The sequence below is a fragment of the Bartonella sp. PS7NMGDW genome (genome assembly GCF_042193585.1).
Lineage (GTDB): Bacteria > Pseudomonadota > Alphaproteobacteria > Rhizobiales > Rhizobiaceae > Bartonella > Bartonella grahamii.
Window position 1 is genome coordinate 72,008 of record NZ_JBHILX010000002.1, and the last position, 17,284, is coordinate 89,291.

The 17,284-nt window shown below is 36.4% G+C and carries 12 protein-coding genes; 2 read left to right on the forward strand and 10 right to left on the reverse strand.

Translation table 11 applies throughout. From position 1 onward, the window contains the following. Complete coding sequence (locus ACFIKJ_RS01530; protein ID WP_375651619.1) at positions 1-129, reverse strand: hypothetical protein; 129 nt, start codon at positions 127-129, stop codon at positions 1-3. Between the two features lie 456 nt (positions 130-585). Between ACFIKJ_RS01530 and ACFIKJ_RS01535 the strand changes: the two genes are divergently transcribed. After that, positions 586-1,110 carry a methylated-DNA--[protein]-cysteine S-methyltransferase gene (locus ACFIKJ_RS01535; protein ID WP_375625817.1) on the forward strand — a complete coding sequence of 175 codons (525 nt, stop codon included), beginning with the start codon at positions 586-588 and terminating at the stop codon, positions 1,108-1,110. On the opposite strand, the gene ACFIKJ_RS01540 is transcribed toward ACFIKJ_RS01535, so the two are convergent. From ACFIKJ_RS01540 to thiC, 9 genes are all read right to left on the reverse strand, one after another. After that, positions 1,107-3,428, reverse strand: coding sequence for an ATP-binding protein (locus ACFIKJ_RS01540; protein ID WP_375670177.1), 2,322 nt, complete (start codon positions 3,426-3,428; stop codon positions 1,107-1,109). The two genes, ACFIKJ_RS01535 and ACFIKJ_RS01540, sit on opposite strands and share 4 nt — an antisense overlap. 286 nt (positions 3,429-3,714) lie before the next feature. Continuing rightward, positions 3,715-6,342, reverse strand: a complete 2,628-nt coding sequence (gene pepN, locus ACFIKJ_RS01545) for an aminopeptidase N (RefSeq protein ID WP_375670178.1) — start codon at positions 6,340-6,342, stop codon at positions 3,715-3,717. A gap of 69 nt (positions 6,343-6,411) precedes the next feature. Then, positions 6,412-7,254 carry a uracil-DNA glycosylase family protein gene (locus ACFIKJ_RS01550; protein ID WP_273788417.1) on the reverse strand — a complete coding sequence of 281 codons (843 nt, stop codon included), beginning with the start codon at positions 7,252-7,254 and terminating at the stop codon, positions 6,412-6,414. A 445-nt stretch (positions 7,255-7,699) separates the two neighbouring features. Next, the gene (locus ACFIKJ_RS01555) at positions 7,700-8,458 is read right to left on the reverse strand and encodes a hydroxymethylpyrimidine/phosphomethylpyrimidine kinase (protein WP_375625187.1); all 759 of its coding nucleotides are present in this window, start codon (positions 8,456-8,458) and stop codon (positions 7,700-7,702) included. Beyond that, a complete protein-coding gene (locus ACFIKJ_RS01560) occupies positions 8,449-9,054 on the reverse strand; it encodes a thiamine phosphate synthase (protein WP_375625055.1) in 606 nt (201 codons plus the stop codon). Before ACFIKJ_RS01560 ends, ACFIKJ_RS01555 begins: the two co-directional genes overlap by 10 nt. After that, complete coding sequence (locus ACFIKJ_RS01565) at positions 9,051-9,824, reverse strand: thiazole synthase (protein ID WP_012754916.1); 774 nt, start codon at positions 9,822-9,824, stop codon at positions 9,051-9,053. The genes ACFIKJ_RS01560 and ACFIKJ_RS01565 overlap by 4 nt, the downstream gene beginning before the upstream one ends. A 4-nt stretch (positions 9,825-9,828) precedes the next feature. Then, positions 9,829-10,026 carry a sulfur carrier protein ThiS gene (gene thiS, locus ACFIKJ_RS01570; RefSeq protein WP_273791115.1) on the reverse strand — a complete coding sequence of 66 codons (198 nt, stop codon included), beginning with the start codon at positions 10,024-10,026 and terminating at the stop codon, positions 9,829-9,831. 3 nt (positions 10,027-10,029) lie between these two features. After that, entirely contained in the window at positions 10,030-10,980 is a 951-nt protein-coding gene (locus ACFIKJ_RS01575) for an FAD-dependent oxidoreductase (RefSeq protein WP_375625826.1), read from the reverse strand. Then, positions 10,977-12,812, reverse strand: coding sequence for a phosphomethylpyrimidine synthase ThiC (gene thiC / locus ACFIKJ_RS01580; protein WP_375653266.1), 1,836 nt, complete (start codon positions 12,810-12,812; stop codon positions 10,977-10,979). Before thiC ends, ACFIKJ_RS01575 begins: the two co-directional genes overlap by 4 nt. Positions 12,813-15,368: 2,556 nt before the next feature. Here thiC and ACFIKJ_RS01585 point away from each other — a divergent pair. Then, positions 15,369-16,343: a tail fiber protein gene (locus ACFIKJ_RS01585; RefSeq protein WP_375653269.1), complete on the forward strand. Its 975-nt coding sequence runs from the start codon at positions 15,369-15,371 to the stop codon at positions 16,341-16,343. The last annotated feature ends 941 nt before the right edge of the window (positions 16,344-17,284 follow it).

Sequence of the window (17,284 nt, forward strand, 5' to 3'; positions counted from 1 at the left end):
TCAAGCATACTGTGGAGCATAAAAAGCCGGAACATCTTTCCAGTCCATTGCTGGCATGTTTTGTGTTTTATGACATTTTTTGCTTAAGAGAGCACGCGCTTTTTCTGTTGCTTGTAAAACATAAGCCATTATTTATGGTTCGATGGGATTTCGTAAAATGAAATGGGAATCTTATCGTGTTGTTCCGTAAAATACTACCGTTTAGAGCTCTAATATAAGGTATGAAAATTTACCACATTAAGGTGTTTTTTGTTAGAGTATATGATAGAATTCAGGGCAGGATTTGTTTGTAGAGAGCTTGTGAAATAAACCATATGAAATGGTCTCAGTTGGAATCTGTTAGATAAAAAGCAAGATTGTTGATAGATCTTTTCTGGTTGAAGTTTCCGTTTTAGGGTAGGAAGGAAGTCAATCGATGTATGTTTCCATTTCATAAAAGGGCGAGAGTGTATTTTAATACAATGGCTAAGGAGATAATTTCAGAATGATTTTGTTTGTTGTTAAAAGATAGTGAATACTCTCTCTTTACTTTATGGATGATGTTCAAAACTTTTTAAAATATTTAAAAATATAAAGAAGGCTAAAATGCTGAACATTTCCCAAACGAGAATATTCTGTTTGAAAGATGTATCAATAGGAAAGCTTTTGGTGGCTAGGTCTCAAAAAGGGATTTGTTATATAGCGTTAGGAGACACTATAGAGCAATTATTACAGGGGTTTACGATACGCTTTGGTGATGCACAACAAGTTGTAGGTGACAATACATTTAAGAGAGAAGTTGCCCATATTATAGCCATGATAGAAACACCTAAGTTGGTCAAAAAATATAATTTTCCCTTAGATATAAATGGTACAGTTTTTCAACGACAAGTATGGGCAGTATTATGTGATATACCATGTGGTGAAACAATTTCATATGAAGTCTTAGCGTGCCGTATTGGTATACCGAACGCTTTTCGTGCCGTTGCTAATGCGTGTGCACGTAACGAATTGGCTGTTATCATTCCTTGTCATCGTGTTGTGCGTAAAAATGGTTTTATTTCAGGGTATCGTTGGGGATCCAAACGGAAACAGATTTTGCTACAACGAGAACAAAATGGAGGAATTTAATTTTGTGTGATGGGCATTATAATCGTTACAGTTGTCCCTTTCATTTCTTTTGAGGTAATTTCAAGTTTTCCTTTGTGGAGTTCTAGCAAGGAGCGTGAAATGGCTAAGCCAAGACCTGAGCCCGTGTGAGATTTAGTAAGCTGATTTTCAACTTGTTCAAAAGGTTGCCCAAGTTTTTTAATTGCTGATTGGGGAATACCAACACCTGTATCTGTAATTTTAAAAATAAGGCTGTTTTTTTTCTTGAAAGCGCAAACATCAATATTTCCGCCAGAAGGCGTAAATTTAACGGCATTAGAGATGAGATTAAGGAAAATCTGTTTCATAGCACGACCATCAACTTCAGCATGAAGTTCTGGCGTAATGTTTGTTGTAACAACAATATTTTTTTCTTGAGCTTGAGGCGTTAATGTCCGTACTGCTTCACTAATGATGGGCTCAAGATCGGTATTTTTACAATCAAGCGTAAATCTTCCAGCTTCAATTTTTGACATATCAAGGATGTCATTGATAAGGGTTAGAAGATGGGTTCCTGAATTGTAAATATCATGCATATATTCCTTATAGCGTTGTGAACCAAGAGGGCCAAAAGTCGATTGTAACATGATATCTGAAAAACCGAGAATAGCATTCAGTGGCGTGCGCAATTCATGGGACATATTAGCCAAAAACTCTGATTTAGCTTTGTTAGCACTTTCAGCACGCTCTTTTTCTGCCTTGAGACTTTTATTAAGTTTTTCAACTTCTGAGGCACGTTGTTGAGCACTTCCTCGAGCACGTTTGAGTTCTTGAATGAAAGAAAAAAGACGCCTTTCACTGTCTTCAAATTTTTCCTGTTGTTGTTTAAGCTCAGAAATGTCAGTACCAATACAAACCAATCCTCCGTCTTGGGTTCGCCGTTCGTTAATTTTGAGCCAACAACCATCTGCCGTTTGGCGAATACTGGTTAAGTTACCAGTACCATCATCTTTAAGGGGATATTCACTGAGTGCAGGGCGTGCCATGGCTTCGACGGTTGCACGTTGGATACCTGATTGTAGAATTTGTTTAGGAATAGCGGCATATTCGCAAAATTTGCTGTTGGACATGACTAAACGTCCTTCAGCATCCCACAAGACGAAAGATTCTGAAATATTTTCAATCGCATCACGGATACGAAGGTCGGCTTGCGCTGTTTGTTCAGCCAATTGTTGCTGTTCACTAATATCGAAGGAAATACCAACCAAATGGGGTTCTTCTTCTTCAGTAACTTCAGCACGAATACGCATCCAGACATAGTGGCCATCGGCATGACGCATGGGAACGTTAATATCGATATGCTTTTTTTTACCACTCATTAATTCCTGAGCAAGATCAAAAAAATTCGCATCATTTGGATTGATAATGGCGCTAATTTGGGAAATTGAGAGCAATGCATCCTGAGGGATATAGCCGAGCATTTCGTACATTGCTCGTGACCAGTAGACGCGTCCACTTGCCATATTCCAATCCCATAGTCCACAGCGTCCACGCATCATTGCCATATCAATACGGTTTTGAATTTTTTCTGAAACAAGATCCGTTTTGCGTGCTCGTACAATTTGGTTGTAATAAGCATAAAGAAGAGCGAGGATAACGCCACTAGTTCCAATGAACAGAGTTATATTTAACGAGAGAATTTTCCGCCATTCCATGACGCTATCTTGCATCTTTTCGCTAATGAATACGCCATATTGCCCATTTTCTGTTTGGTGAAATGAAGCAAGAGCAGGGGCATCTTTTCCTATTGTGATTTTCATAATTCCAATGTGCTGTCCAAGAGATTGTAAAGCAATGCTGTCAGAGATAAAATCTTGCAAAGGTTTATCTAAAGCAATCTCTGAACTAGATGAAGCTAAGACATTTCCCTTTTGATCAATAATGGCGATCAGAGTGCTAGGATTAATAAGCTCTTGATTACGAAAAGTGGTGAGGATATTTTGTAAATGACTATGAGAAAGGGTAGAGACTTTTCCTTTCTGAGAAACAGCCAGTAAGTCATGATTAATTGTATTGGTAATATGAGAAGCTAAGAGAGTGATGGTAGAACGCGTGTTTTTATCAATCGTGTTACGCCAATCATAGAGTGATACAAAACGAATTGATGCAAGTACAATAAGAAATGCTACAATGACAAATGGAAGTGAGCGACGCAACCAAGGCTCAATAAAGAGAAGCTTTTGATAGGCGGAGCCAGAAAGCAGATGAATGCGTTTTTTCTGCGCTTTATGACTTGGAGCGCTCGATTTTGAATCAGCATACACCTCCGTTGGCGCATGATATGCGTCCAATTTAGCCATTTCCAGTTCCTTTAATTATGGAATAATGTGATTTAAAAACTGCTTCGATATTCATAGTAACCCCATCGAGTGCAATGAATCAAAACAGGAGTCTTCTGTCCAGTCTTTTTTTTAAAAAAAATAATTTTACTTCTATGAATTTGGAATATGAAAAGGAAAAGGCACTTTAAACATGATCTATAAACAGGCTTAGATTGCCTGTTTATAGATTTAATGATGATCGAATAGTCTGTAGAATTTATTTAAAAAATATTATAGAATATTGATTTAAAATAATTTTTTCGTTTCAAGTGAGCAGACGGTTGATGATATCAGCGACATCGCTTGATAACTTTGGCGCAGCAGCAATCGTTTTTAATTCAGTTTCAAGTTTTTGTTGTCGAATGGGTTCTAATTGTCGCCAAGAGCGCATCGTTGTTAATAACCATGAAGCGAGCTGTGGATTTTTTTTGTCAATTTCCAAAATAATTTGGCAAAGAAAATGATAAGACGCTCCATCCATCCTGTTAAAGCCCGTGAGATTGTTAGAGGCAAAGACACCGATTAGGGAACGCACACGATTGGGATTATCTTTTGAAAAGAGCGGGTGTTGCATGAGCTTTTGAACATTCTCGAGCGTTGATGCCCCTGCAACCATTGCTTGAATGGAGAACCATTTATCCATGACCAAAGGATCATGGTGATAGCGGTTTTCAAAATCATTTAAGGCATTTTGCGCCTGCTCACTTTCATTAAAACGCTTCACGAGAACAGCGATACTAGCCATACGGTCAGTCATATTATCAGCTGTTGCATATTGTGTGGCAGCACGATTTGGATTGGCCTCAGTAATGGAAAGATAATCCAGTATTATATTCTTTAATGCTCGCTTTCCAGCTTGTACAGTGTTTGATGAATAGGGCTCTTTGGTTTGCATTTGCCCATAAAATTTTGTGAAGAGCCCTTGATGTGTATGCGCGAGCGAAGCTAAAAACTGATTGCGCACATGATGAATACGCTCTGGATCAACATTTTTACCAAGTGTGTGGGCAAGTTCAACTTCGCTCGGTAAACTTAAACAAAATGCACGAAACTCAGGTTCAAGACTTTCATCTGTAACGATAGCTTCAATCAATTTTATCAAAGCAGAGGGCATACCCTCTTTTGCTTTTGTTTCATCTTGAATGCTTTGAATCAAAGCTTGCGTCATTAAATGATTAAGAGATTGCCAGCGATTGATGTGATTGTCATCATGTTGTGCAAGAAAAATAAGTTCGCTTTCATTGAATGGAGTTTGTAGATTGATTGGTGCAGAGAAGTCTCTAAGCAGTGATAAAACAGGTTTTTCACGCAGACCCTTTAATGTAAACGTTTGGTTTTCCTTGGATAAAAGCATAACGTTTGATTGAATATCTGTATCCGCTTCATAGGTGAGGTTTTCTCCATTAGGTCCTAACAAGCCAAATAATATAGGGATAAGCATGGGCTTTTTTGTATTTTGTTGTGGGGTTGCCGGAATATGTTGCTTTGCATGAATTGTTAAAACACCATCGCTATAATGACTATCGATTTCTACATTTGGTGTTCCAGCTTGTTCATACCACAACATGAATTGGGAAAAGTCTTGACCAGATACTTCAGCAAAACAGGCGATAAAATCTTCAATTGTACAAGCTTGTCCATCATGACGTTGAAAATAAAGATCAGTACCTTTACGAAATAGAGAGGGTCCTAAAATAGTCCGTATCATGCGAACAACTTCGGCACCTTTTTCATAAACAGTTGTGGTGTAAAAATTATTAATTTGGCTATATTGACGAGGACGTACAGGATGCGCAAGAGGTCCTGCATCTTCTGCAAATTGCGTCGCTTTTAATGCTTTTACATTTTCAATTCGTTGTAGGCTGCGTACATTTTGATCTGATGAAAATTCCTGATCACGATAAACAGTGAATCCTTCTTTTAAACAGAGTTGAAACCAATCGCGACAGGTAATACGATTACCGCTCCAATTATGGAAATATTCATGTGCAATGACACGTTCAACATTTCTATAATCCTGATCGGTTGCTGTTTCAGGATCTGCCAGAACATATTTATCATTAAAAACGTTAAGTCCCTTGTTTTCCATTGCTCCCATGTTAAAGTCGGACACTGCAACAATATTGAAAACATCAAGATCATATTCGCGCCCAAAACATTGTTCATCCCAACGCATGGAACGTTTAAGAGCATCCATTGCATAGGTTGCGCGTTTGGTTTTTCCTTTTTCCACATAGATACCAAGCTCGATACGTCGTCCAGATACAGTTGTAAAATGATCTTCTAACTTATCAAGATCTCCACCTACTAAAGCAAAGAGATAAGATGGTTTGGGATAAGGATCTTCCCAAATGGCAAAATGGCGATTATTCTCTAAAGTTCCTGTTTCCACCAGATTACCATTTGAAAGCAATATTGGGATTGTTTGGGAATCTGCTTCAATTTTCACTCTATAGGTAGAAAGAACATCTGGGCGGTCGTAAAAATAAGTAATACGACGAAACCCTTCCGATTCGCATTGTGTGCAATAAACACCATTTGAAAGATAAAGGCCCATAAGTTGGCGGTTGCTTTCAGGATTCAGTTCCGTAACCAATTTCAATGTAAAAGGAGCTGCTGGTGGCGTTGTAATTTCTAAACGTGAAGGCGTCACTTTATAAGTGTTTGGGGCTAACGTCTCATCATTGATAGAAACGGAAATTAAAGTAAGATCATCACCAGAAAGAACAAGAGGTGTTAATTCTTTTGTATCGTGACGGGATTCGATAGACAATATGGCTGTAACATAAGTTTTTGTTGGTGCCAATTGGAAGGAAAGTTGTGTTTTAGGGATAGTGTAAGGGGTTTGCTGGTAGTCTTCCAAACGATAAATAGATGTTATTGGCTGTTCCATAGTTTTTCCCATTCATATTTTAAGAGTTAAAGAAGGTTTTTAATTTTAGAGTCAAAGAAGATTAAAGAATTACAAAAGGCTATCGAGGCGATTTTTTACTTCTAAGAAGTCTATCCATGTAAGTTTTTTTTGACTAGGGGTTCGGAGAAGGTAGGCAGGGTGGAAAGTTGGCATAACAGGTATTTTTATATTATCCTCACTTTCATAAATATGCCATTTCCCTCGTGTTCGGATAATCCCATTTTGAGATCCCGTAAGAAGCTGTGCAGCAATGCCTCCCAGTGCTATAAGTACACGAGGACGCGCTAGATAAATGTGCCGTTCAATAAAAGGGCGGCACAAGGCGACTTCTCTTGGTGTTGGTGTACGATTTCCTGGTGGACGCCAAGGAATAGTGTTGGCAATGTAAACATTATTTCTTGTTAAGCCAATTGATGCGAGGATTTTATTAAGCAACATCCCTGCTTTTCCCACAAAAGGAATTCCTTGTATATCCTCTTCTCGTCCTGGTGCTTCGCCTATAAGCATCAGGGGGCTTCCTGCTGTTCCATCTGAAAAGCAGGTATTTTTTGCTGTCAATTTTAGTGAACAGCCATTAAATGCAAGGAGAGCAGATTTTAATTCATCAAGTGTTTTTGCATTGTTTGCACTCTCTATAGCTGTGGGTTCATTTTGTATAGCCCCCCTAGAGTTATGCAGCGGACGATGATCTGATTTTACGGTGGGAGATGTTTTGGGAGATGTTTGTTGATTATGAGAAATGTTCACGACAGATATTAATTTGCTCTCTGAACAAGCAGACTGCTTAAAACGATTAATAGGGAAATCTGTCAGAACAGCATCCGCACCACTTTCTTTATAAAAGTTTAAGAGTTCTTCATAGGAAATTGAGCACGGCGTTTGATTTAACATTTTATTTTTTCTAATGATCTAGCAACTATAGATCAAACAAAATTATCCTTCAAGTTTTATAAATGTATTCGCTAGCCATTAATGTACAAGAACGCTGATAGGATTCTCTCTTTTCACAAAAAGGCAAATCGTAAAATGCGAGTGTTCGCGATTATATACATCTTTAAATGTACAATTTGTTTAAATTACGCTATTTTAAATTTTTAAACAGACTAAGTTCTTTATAATAAAAGAATTCTCTACTGAATGCAAGTGGTATGATAACATTTTTGATCATTATATTCTATATTTAATAATTAATGAAAGTTACTTTTATAGTATTTTATTTATAAAATTAAGTATATTTTTTTTATTATTATATTATTTTTAATAATTTTTATTAAAAATATTAAATATATTAATGAGATATATAAATATTACTTTTATATGAAAAAATACTAAGACTTTACAAACTGTTTTTACAATGGTTTAAAAGTAATGTGTGGGTATATGCTTTTGCTTTTTTTACCGCTTCAGTCATAGATTCATTTAACGCCAAATGCGCAGCAATAGCGCTTGAGAGAATGCAACCTGTTCCTCGCATTGTTCCTTTTAAACGTGGCGTAGAAATATTTATGACTTCAGTTTTGTCAAAGAAGCTATCAATTGCAAGAGGACCCTCTGCATGTCCCCCTTTTACTAAAATAGATTGAGCTCCCAATGACAAAAGTTTTTTTGCTTGTTGTATTGCTTGCTCATCATAAGATGCCAATGGACTTTGGCTAAGAAGAGCAAGTTCTTCTCTATTCGGTGTTAAAAGAGTAACATGAGAAAGCAGTTTATCGATCATCGTGTCGATGATTGTTTCCGTTGTTAGTTTTCCTCCTGATGAAGCGACAAGTACGGGGTCCAAAATAACTGGGATATGGGGATAGTCTTTGAGTACGTTACAGATTGCTTCTATAATTGCTTTTGTCCCCATCATACCGATTTTTATTGCGCTTATTGGATTTGCTTCTAGGGCAGCACGCATTTGCGCAGCGACGAGGTCTTCGCGCATTGGAATGATTTCGGCAACGCGATTATCATCTTGTACGTTAACACAAGTGATTGCTAAATTTGCTTTTATTTGAAAATGTGCAGCGGTTTCTATATCACGAACAATACCGGCACCTCCTGTTGGATCTGTGCCTGCAACAATAAGAATGGAAGGTATCAACGCCATATTTGTGTCACTTTTATCCACTGTTGGACACGCTCTTCAGGTTTTTTATGGAGGATAATATCAGTCACAACAGCAGCACTATTTGCTCCCGCTTTTAAAACACCAACTGCGCGTTCTGGTGTTAAACCACCAATGCCCACCAAAGGTAAAGCACCAATCCGCTTTCTCCATTGTTTGATTTTTTCTAGTCCTTGCGGCATCCATTTCATTTTTTTTAAGATTGTCGGATAAATAGGACCAAGTGCAATATATTCAGGATTAACAGAGAGTGCGATATCCAATTCATGTTCATCGTGTGTACTAAGACCAACTTTTATACCACTTTTACGAATTGCGTGAAGATCAGCATTGCTTAGATCTTCTTGTCCCAGATGAATAAAATTGCACTTTTCATCAATTGCTATTTCCCAATGATCATTAATAATTAATTGTGCTCCCAATTTATTGCATATGTTTTTTGCGCGCTTGATATGTTGACGGATTATTTGTTGATTTTCATGTTTCATACGCAATTGTACGAGCTTGATGCCAAGAGGGAGCAAACGTTCAACCCAATCAGCGTTATCAACGATGAGGTAAAATGGATCCAGTTTCATGAAAATACTGCTTTTCCAATGACTGGCGTTGAAGGGACTGCCACATTGCGTGCTTCGATCATGCCAGCTTTATATCCCATACGTCCTGCTTGAACAGCTTTAGAAAATGCTTCAGCCATTAAGACAGGATCACCTGCTTTAGCAACTGCGGTATTAAGCAGTACTGCATCGTAACCGAGTTCCATCGCAATGGCGGCATGTGATGGGCGTCCAATGCCGGCATCAATAACAAGAGTAGCATCCGGAAGGTAAGCACGGATAGAACGCAATCCATCAGTATTATGAGGTCCTTTGGCAGAACCAATAGGAGCACACCAAGGCATAATAACACGGCAACCAATGTCAAAAAGTTTTTCAGCAACAATGAGATCATCCGTTGTGTAAGCAAAAATTTTGAAACCTTCATTGTTTAAAATTTGCGCTGCTTCGATTAAGGAAAAAATATTTGGCTGTAAGGTGTCTGGGTTTCCTATCACTTCGAGTTTAATCCAAGCTGTTTTAAAGAGATCTCTTGCTAATTGCGCTGTGGTTACGGCCTCTTTAACAGTATAACAACCAGCAGTATTAGGAAGTACTGTTACCCCAAGTTCTTGAAGAAATTGCCAAAATTGTCCACCTTGTTTTCCACCTGCAGTTTCACGGCGCAAGGAAACAGTTACAATTTCCGTATTCGATTTATGAATAGCATCACGAAGGATTGCTGGTGAAGGATATTGCGCTGTACCTAATAGAAGACGGGAAGAGAATTGTCGTCCATAAAGATTCAGCATAATTTTAGCCTCCTTGCATTGGGCTTAAAATTTCAATTTTATCTCCTTCATGCAAGACAAATTGGCTTCGTGCATCTATGGGAACAACTTCAGCGTTAACAGCAGTTGCAAGCCAATTTCCTTCATACCCCAATTCTTCAAGCAAGAGACCGAGAGTCATAACTTCTGTTTGGACTGTTTCACCATTAACAAATATTTGCATGCTTTATTCCAATGCCAATTCCATTGCTCGTTTTGCCATTTCTGGAGACAACAGAAAACCATGTCTATAAAATCCATTAATAGAAATAAAGTTACCATCTTTATGCACAGAAGGGAAGTTATTAGGATAACATGGACGAACACCAACGCCAGATTCAATAATTTCTGCTTCAGCAAAAGCAGGATGTAAAGTATAAGCCGCGTTGAGCAGTTCCATCATTGATCTCACTGAGATTGCACCATCAAAGTCACTTTCAATCATCGTTGCACCAATCATAAAAATATTATCTTGTCGAGGTACAATGTAGAGAGGAAACCGTGGATGAAGAAGACGAATTGGACGCGAAATTTTAATATCGGTGCAGCGCACGAGAAGCATTTCGCCGCGTACGCCCCGTATATTTTTATCTTTTCCTAAACGTGCTATTCCTGTCGCATCAATAACAATATCAAAATTTGTTTCAGCCGTCTCTACATCAACAAAACACGCTCCATTGTTGAGAAGCTTTTCTTTTAAAGCCATAAGTGCTTTGCGAGGATCAATATGGGCTTCATTTTCATAAAAGAGTGCACAGTTAAAACGTTCCGCAAGATCTGGTTCAAGATGAGCTATCTCTATATTATCTATGGTTTTGTGATTATGCGTGCGTCCAGAAAACCGTTCAAGCTCTCCTCTATCTCGTGTAGGTGCAACCACTAAAGTGCCTTTTTGTATGACAAGGTTGGGAAGCGTTTTACGCCACCACTGTATAGCTTGTATACCAAGATCTTCAACAATCTGTTCCGCATTTTCTCTCTCACAGTAAGGTGCGAGCATTCCTCCTGCATACCAACTAGCACTTCCTATAGGAGAATGAGGGGGAGCCGATATAGTAACAGAAACACCTTTTTGCTGTAATATAAAGGCAACCGTTAAGCCGCCTACACCTGCACCTTTGATAAGAATGTTCTTCAACTGTTTACTTTCTTTTTTTGAGGAGAAATGATTTCCATATAAAGATCACCATTTTTTTGATATTTTTCGGCCATGGCGATCATACCTTCCCCTTTTGTTTTTCTTATTGCTGCTGCCTCACGAATATCATGAGAAATACGCATAGAACAGAATTTTGGTCCACACATGGAACAAAAATGTACCAATTTATGGGCTTCTTTAGGCATTGTTTCATCATGAAAGGCACAGGCTGTTTCCGGATCAAGAGAAAGGTTGAATTGATCATGCCATCTAAAATCAAATCGTGCACGCGAAAGAGCATTATCGCGCAATTGTGCTCTAGGCAAACCTTTGGCAAGGTCAGCGGCATGAGCAGCAATTTTATAAGTGATCACACCAGTTTTTACGTCATTTCTATCGGGGAGTCCTAGGTGTTCTTTAGGTGTTACATAACACAACATAGCTGTTCCAAACCATCCAATCATAGCGGCACCAATTGCTGATGTAATATGATCATAACCAGGAGCAATGTCGGTTGTAAGAGGTCCCAAAGTATAAAAAGGCGCCTCATGACAGAGATCTAATTGTTGCTCCATATTTTCTTTAATTTTGTGCATTGGGACATGCCCAGGACCTTCAATCATAACCTGTACATCTTTTTTCCAAGCAATTTTTGTCAATTCTCCCAAAGTTTTAAGCTCTGCAAATTGGGCTTCATCATTGGCATCGGCAATAGAGCCAGGGCGCAATCCATCCCCCAAGGAAAGAGAGATGTCATACGTGCGTGCAATATCACAAATTTCATCAAAATGTTCATAAAGAAAACTTTCTTTGTGATGCTGCAAGCACCATTTTGCCATAATAGAACCACCTCGTGAAACAATACCTGTTACCCGATCAACGGTCAAAGGGATAAAAGGTAATCTTAATCCCGCATGAATGGTAAAATAATCAACACCTTGCTCTGCTTGCTCAATAAGAGTATCACGGAAAATATCCCATGTTAGGTTTTCGGCAATACCCTGTACTTTTTCGAGTGCTTGATAAAGTGGAACAGTTCCAATAGGAACAGGGGCATTTCGAATAATCCACTCACGAATATTATGAATATTTCGACCTGTTGAGAGATCCATAACTGTATCTGCTCCCCAGCGAATGGCCCAAACCATTTTATCAACTTCTTCTTCCATAGATGAAGTCACTGCTGAATTGCCAATATTAGCATTAATTTTAACACGAAAATTACGCCCAATAATCATGGGTTCGCACTCTGGATGATTAATGTTTTGTGGAATAATGGCGCGTCCACAAGCAATTTCATTGCGAACAAATTCGGCAGTATAAATTTCTGGTATTGATCCAGCAAATGTTTCATTTGATGGTACATTTTGCTGTTCTTTTACTGCTAATCCTTCATTTTCTCGTATAGCCACATATTCCATTTCTTCGGTAATAATGCCTGCGCGCGCGTAAGCCATTTGTGTAATTGCTTTGCCATTTTTTGCTCGTAAAATGGGACGTTTTTGTTGAAAGGTTGGTGTAAGGTTTTTATCAGAAGCCAATCCATTATCTTCAGGTTTAACTAATCGTGCAGGATAAGTTTCAGTATCATCCCGCTTAGAGAGCCAAGGCAAGCTAATTGCTGGCAAGCCTTTTGTAATATCAATGATCATATCTTTATCTGTGTAGGGGCCAGAAGTATCGTAAACTTTTAAAGGTTTCTCACCACTGCCATCAGTCAGTGAAATTTCACGCAATGGTACGCGCACATCAGAAAAGATAGGACTTTGTTGATAAATTTTGCGTGAAGCGGGAAAGGGGTTACAACTGATTGATGGAGTATTTTTCTGCACAAACTTTTTCCTTATAGATACAGAGTTCAAAAATAGGTTGCGATGTTAATGGAGATATATTCAAATTATCAATTACGAGCATTCGGATGAATAGAAATAGTATTTGCTTTATAGCAAAGCAAACCGAATAAAGCTCAAGAAAATTTATTTTGAAAAATTGATACAATATCTATTCTAATATTTGCATGCCTCCTCCCATTTAAAGTATTTTTTTAATACGAATATGGTTGGCTTAAATATCTATATTGTCAATCATAAAAATATATTTAAATGATTTTGGTGTGTTTTTTAAGAGTGAAAATAGATATTATGAAGTGATAAACTATGATACTGAAGCTTTTATAAACAAGAATAAAGTTAAAAACGGATTATCAAGGAAAAATTAGATAGTTTATAGCTCTGATCGAGATTTTTTTCATATTAAAATAGTAACTCAGAATACCATAAGATTCTTTCATCATACATCTTTTCATATAAAATCACTTCTTGCACGTCATCAGTGGGAGCATATGGGGCAAAATACTTGAAGAAAGGAAGCGAAAAGTCATACATGAACATTCTCAGATGCGAGGACGATCGCAATGTGGCGACCAACAAAATTGTATAATGGGTTCCAGCTTGTATCTTCAAAAGCTTAAAGATGACGATCTGTAATGGCTTTCTATTGTATCATTGACGTGTGCTATCGTAAAATGAACAGAGTATATTTTGAGCAATATTTCTTTAAAAAGTGCGTGATATGCAATATCATTATATTTTGTGTGGGGCATTCTATTTTTCATGAGGAGATATTCCCATTAAGAATGCGATAAACAAAAATGTGAAACAATACTTAATCTTTATTATTAAAAAATGATGATGAAAATGAACAAAGGCTTTTCATCTTGAAATTTCATCAACACTTTTAAAGAGTTGGAAGAGAGAAAGCAAAAGGATGTATCTCAGCATAAAGTACTACTTAAATTCATTTTCTGAGACATAAAGCTCTTTGTTTTCAAGGTAAAGGTACTCAAGAGTCATGTGATATCGTGCAGTAATATTACAGATAAGAAATCACTCATTATATACAAAAAGATATACAAAAAGCTTTCTAATTATAATGAAGTGCTCTTATTTATTATAATACAACAAGAAAAAAATTGAGTAAATTCGCCTCAAAAAAATTTTTAAACACTAAAATAGGGAATAAATAAAACAAACGCAAACAAAGAATTATTATAATAATGATTATCAAAGCCAAAAACCAATTTTGGAATAAGTAAGGAATTATGAGGAAGAGTAACCAAATTCCCACTAATATTGCTATTATTAGCAATGTTACAATTGGTAGCCATATAAAATCTGCAGCTATACAGGAAAAGATGATTGGTATACCCCAGAGATAGACAAATGTGTTAACAAGAGACTCATAGATAAATTCGTTAGTGAATTCTTTATCTAAACTATCATAGCATTCTATAATTGCTTTGCATTGTTCCACTAATATCATAAAACTCGTTATGAACACTATGAAAGATATAAAAAATAGCTTATCTTTTAGATCTTGTTAAAAAAATCATTTTTAAGTAGTTCAATTATACTAAATAATGAGGTAAACGCTGGAAAGAATAGAGAAGAGCACCAATAATTGCAAGATGTTGTTGAGAATGATTTATTATTCTTGCAAAAAAAATATACATATAATAATATATATAGAAATATGCTAAATGCGGGAGGGGAGAATTTGGTTACGGGGCATTAAAAAAACAAGGGTATTGTTCATAAAAATTGGGGGAGGGTGCTAGGTTATGTTTTTTAATGTTTTCCGGATCGGATACAACCTTCAGATGTGGTGAAGGTGTGTGGTATTTCATTTCCAGTTCAATGAAAGTGTGAGGAAATGGCCATATTGAGTATATTCTCTATGGTGCATTTAGATTGAACAAAAGCCTGTTCAAAAAAACATTGGTGCTGACCTTGTAACACAATTTCAGGAATAAATTGAATAAAATAGAACAAAGCATTTGCATGTGAATAAAAACATAATGAAGCATGCAAAGAATTTAAAGCTAACTTTAAAATTTTAATACAAGTGATAGCCAAAAGATAGAGTTTCCTTGTTTTAAAATATCAACGAGATAGATTTAAACTATTGAAAAAAATAAAAAAGATAATGCTTAAGTCAGAAACTTTCTATGTGGATGATAAGTTATTACATTCGATAATGGTTATATGAAATCCATAATAAGGAAAATTTTGAACAGTATTTATAAATTTTGCAACAAGATGCAAGATTTGAGAAATATTTATATAACAACAGCAAAGCAACAAAACAAGATATTAAGTAACATCAGATGAGGTGGTTACATCACACATTAGAAGAGAAAACATTAATACTAATGTTATGAAAAGCATCTGGTGAATTTAGGTTATTAAATTGTAAGGAGTGAAGAGAGGTAAAATGCGTAAATACGGATGGTGCAGTGATTATGATGTACCAATCAACAGTGGCAGCACATTTTAGTGCACAGAACGAGAATTTGTTAGAAAAACTATGAAAATAATGGGGGATTTATAATGTCTAATATTTACGATTGGTCTCTAAAGGCTGATGAAAATGCTTATTCAGATAGTATCATTAATTGGGCAGAAGGTCAGCCGCCTAGTTCTGTTAATGATAGTGCACGGGCGATGATGCAGCGCGTGCGTGAATATCTTGCAGATAATGGTGGATCTATTAATTCAAGCTTTACAGTAAATGTGGAAGATAAAACAACATTAATTACCTTAAAGACAGTTTCGCCTATAAAAAAATACAACAATGATATCATCATACGTTTTAAAGCTTGTGGTGTAAATATTGGCTCGACAAAAATAACTGTTAATAATATAGGAGAAAAGCTTATCTATAAAGCAACTGATGCGGGGGTTATACCATTAGAAGGTGGAGAATTTCAAACAGATGGCATTTATGAAATGGTGTACAATAATGGTGTTTTAATAAAAGAGCATGAGGGGTGGTATTTATTAAATCCTACACCACCAAAGATAGAAAGTTTTCCCTCTGGATTTATTGCAACATTTGCTATGCAAAATGTGCCAAATGGTTGGCTTTTGTGTGATGGTAAGGCCTATAAGCGTGAAGATTATCCGCAGTTATTCAACGCAATAGGTGATAAATGGGGAAAAGACAGCAATAAAACTTTTAAAGTTCCTGATTTTAGAGGCATGTTTTTACGCGGCTTTGATAATGGTCGGGGGTTAGATGGTGGTAGAAAATTTGCAGATGAACAACAAGATAGCATAAAATCGCATACGCATATTGGGAGTATTGAAAATGCAGGCGAGCATGCGCATAATTTTGAGTATAAAGGAGTTGGATGGCCAGTTGGTGATATTGGGAGACTACCGAACCATTATACCTATAATGCGACCCTGAAGGGGAGAACAGGTTCTGCTGGCGCACATACACACAAGGTAACTCTTTCCCATACGGGTGAGGCAGAAACGCGTCCTGTTAATGCAACCGTTGTCTATGCTATAAAATCCTGAGTATGTTTGAGTAATAATAATCTATAGACATTGATAATTTTATTAACGCGGAGCAATTCCGCGTTATTTTCTACGTCTATGAAGAGGAAATCTATATTGTTAATACGATACTTGAGGGAGACAAAAAAACAATTTTAAAATGATTAAAAGAAAGAGTTAAGGATATAATTTATTATCAGAAAAAGAAAATCATAACTTTTTTATAATTGTATGATAACATAGAGAAAATGTATTAAATCATTTAAACTGTGCCATGAAGAGATCTGGAGATATATTTGTTCATAAGGTGTTTTGATAGGGGATAAGGTGATAAAATTATTCAACCTGAGGCATAAAAAGTACAATATTTTTAACGTTTTTTGTGTAAAAATAGCATACCCCTGTATGAGTTAATTTATCTCATAAAGATATCTCTCATCTTGTTGTCCATTTCATTTCTTTGCATTGCTATGGTGTAGGCTTTATCTGTAAATGATAGTATTCCTTGAGTGGAATCATCGTTATGCTTGTGAAGCAGCAGACAAATGCTATCTCTCTCCTCATTCCTATATTCCGCATTGTTTTTGTATTAGGGGGCTTACAAGAAGCGTTATTGATTTTATTTTAAAGTTTTTATTCAATAGTTTAATTCTTTGTGATATGCCAATAAACGATTTTTTAAATAGAGAGAGAAAAGTAAAAAATATCATTATAAATCAATATTTATTTATACAAAAAGCTAAAGTATATGTGTTATAAAGAAAATATTACCATTAAAGCTACAAATAAATTTTTATAGATGGGAGAAAGGTACTTGATTTCTACATAGTCCTTAGAAGATATAAATAATACACCCCATTATTATAACAAAGGCATTTGTACGCATTTCTTGAAACATTTTTATAAAGATAAAAGTGATAGAAAGAGTGGAAAAACGCATATTTATGTTGTATAAATTCGTA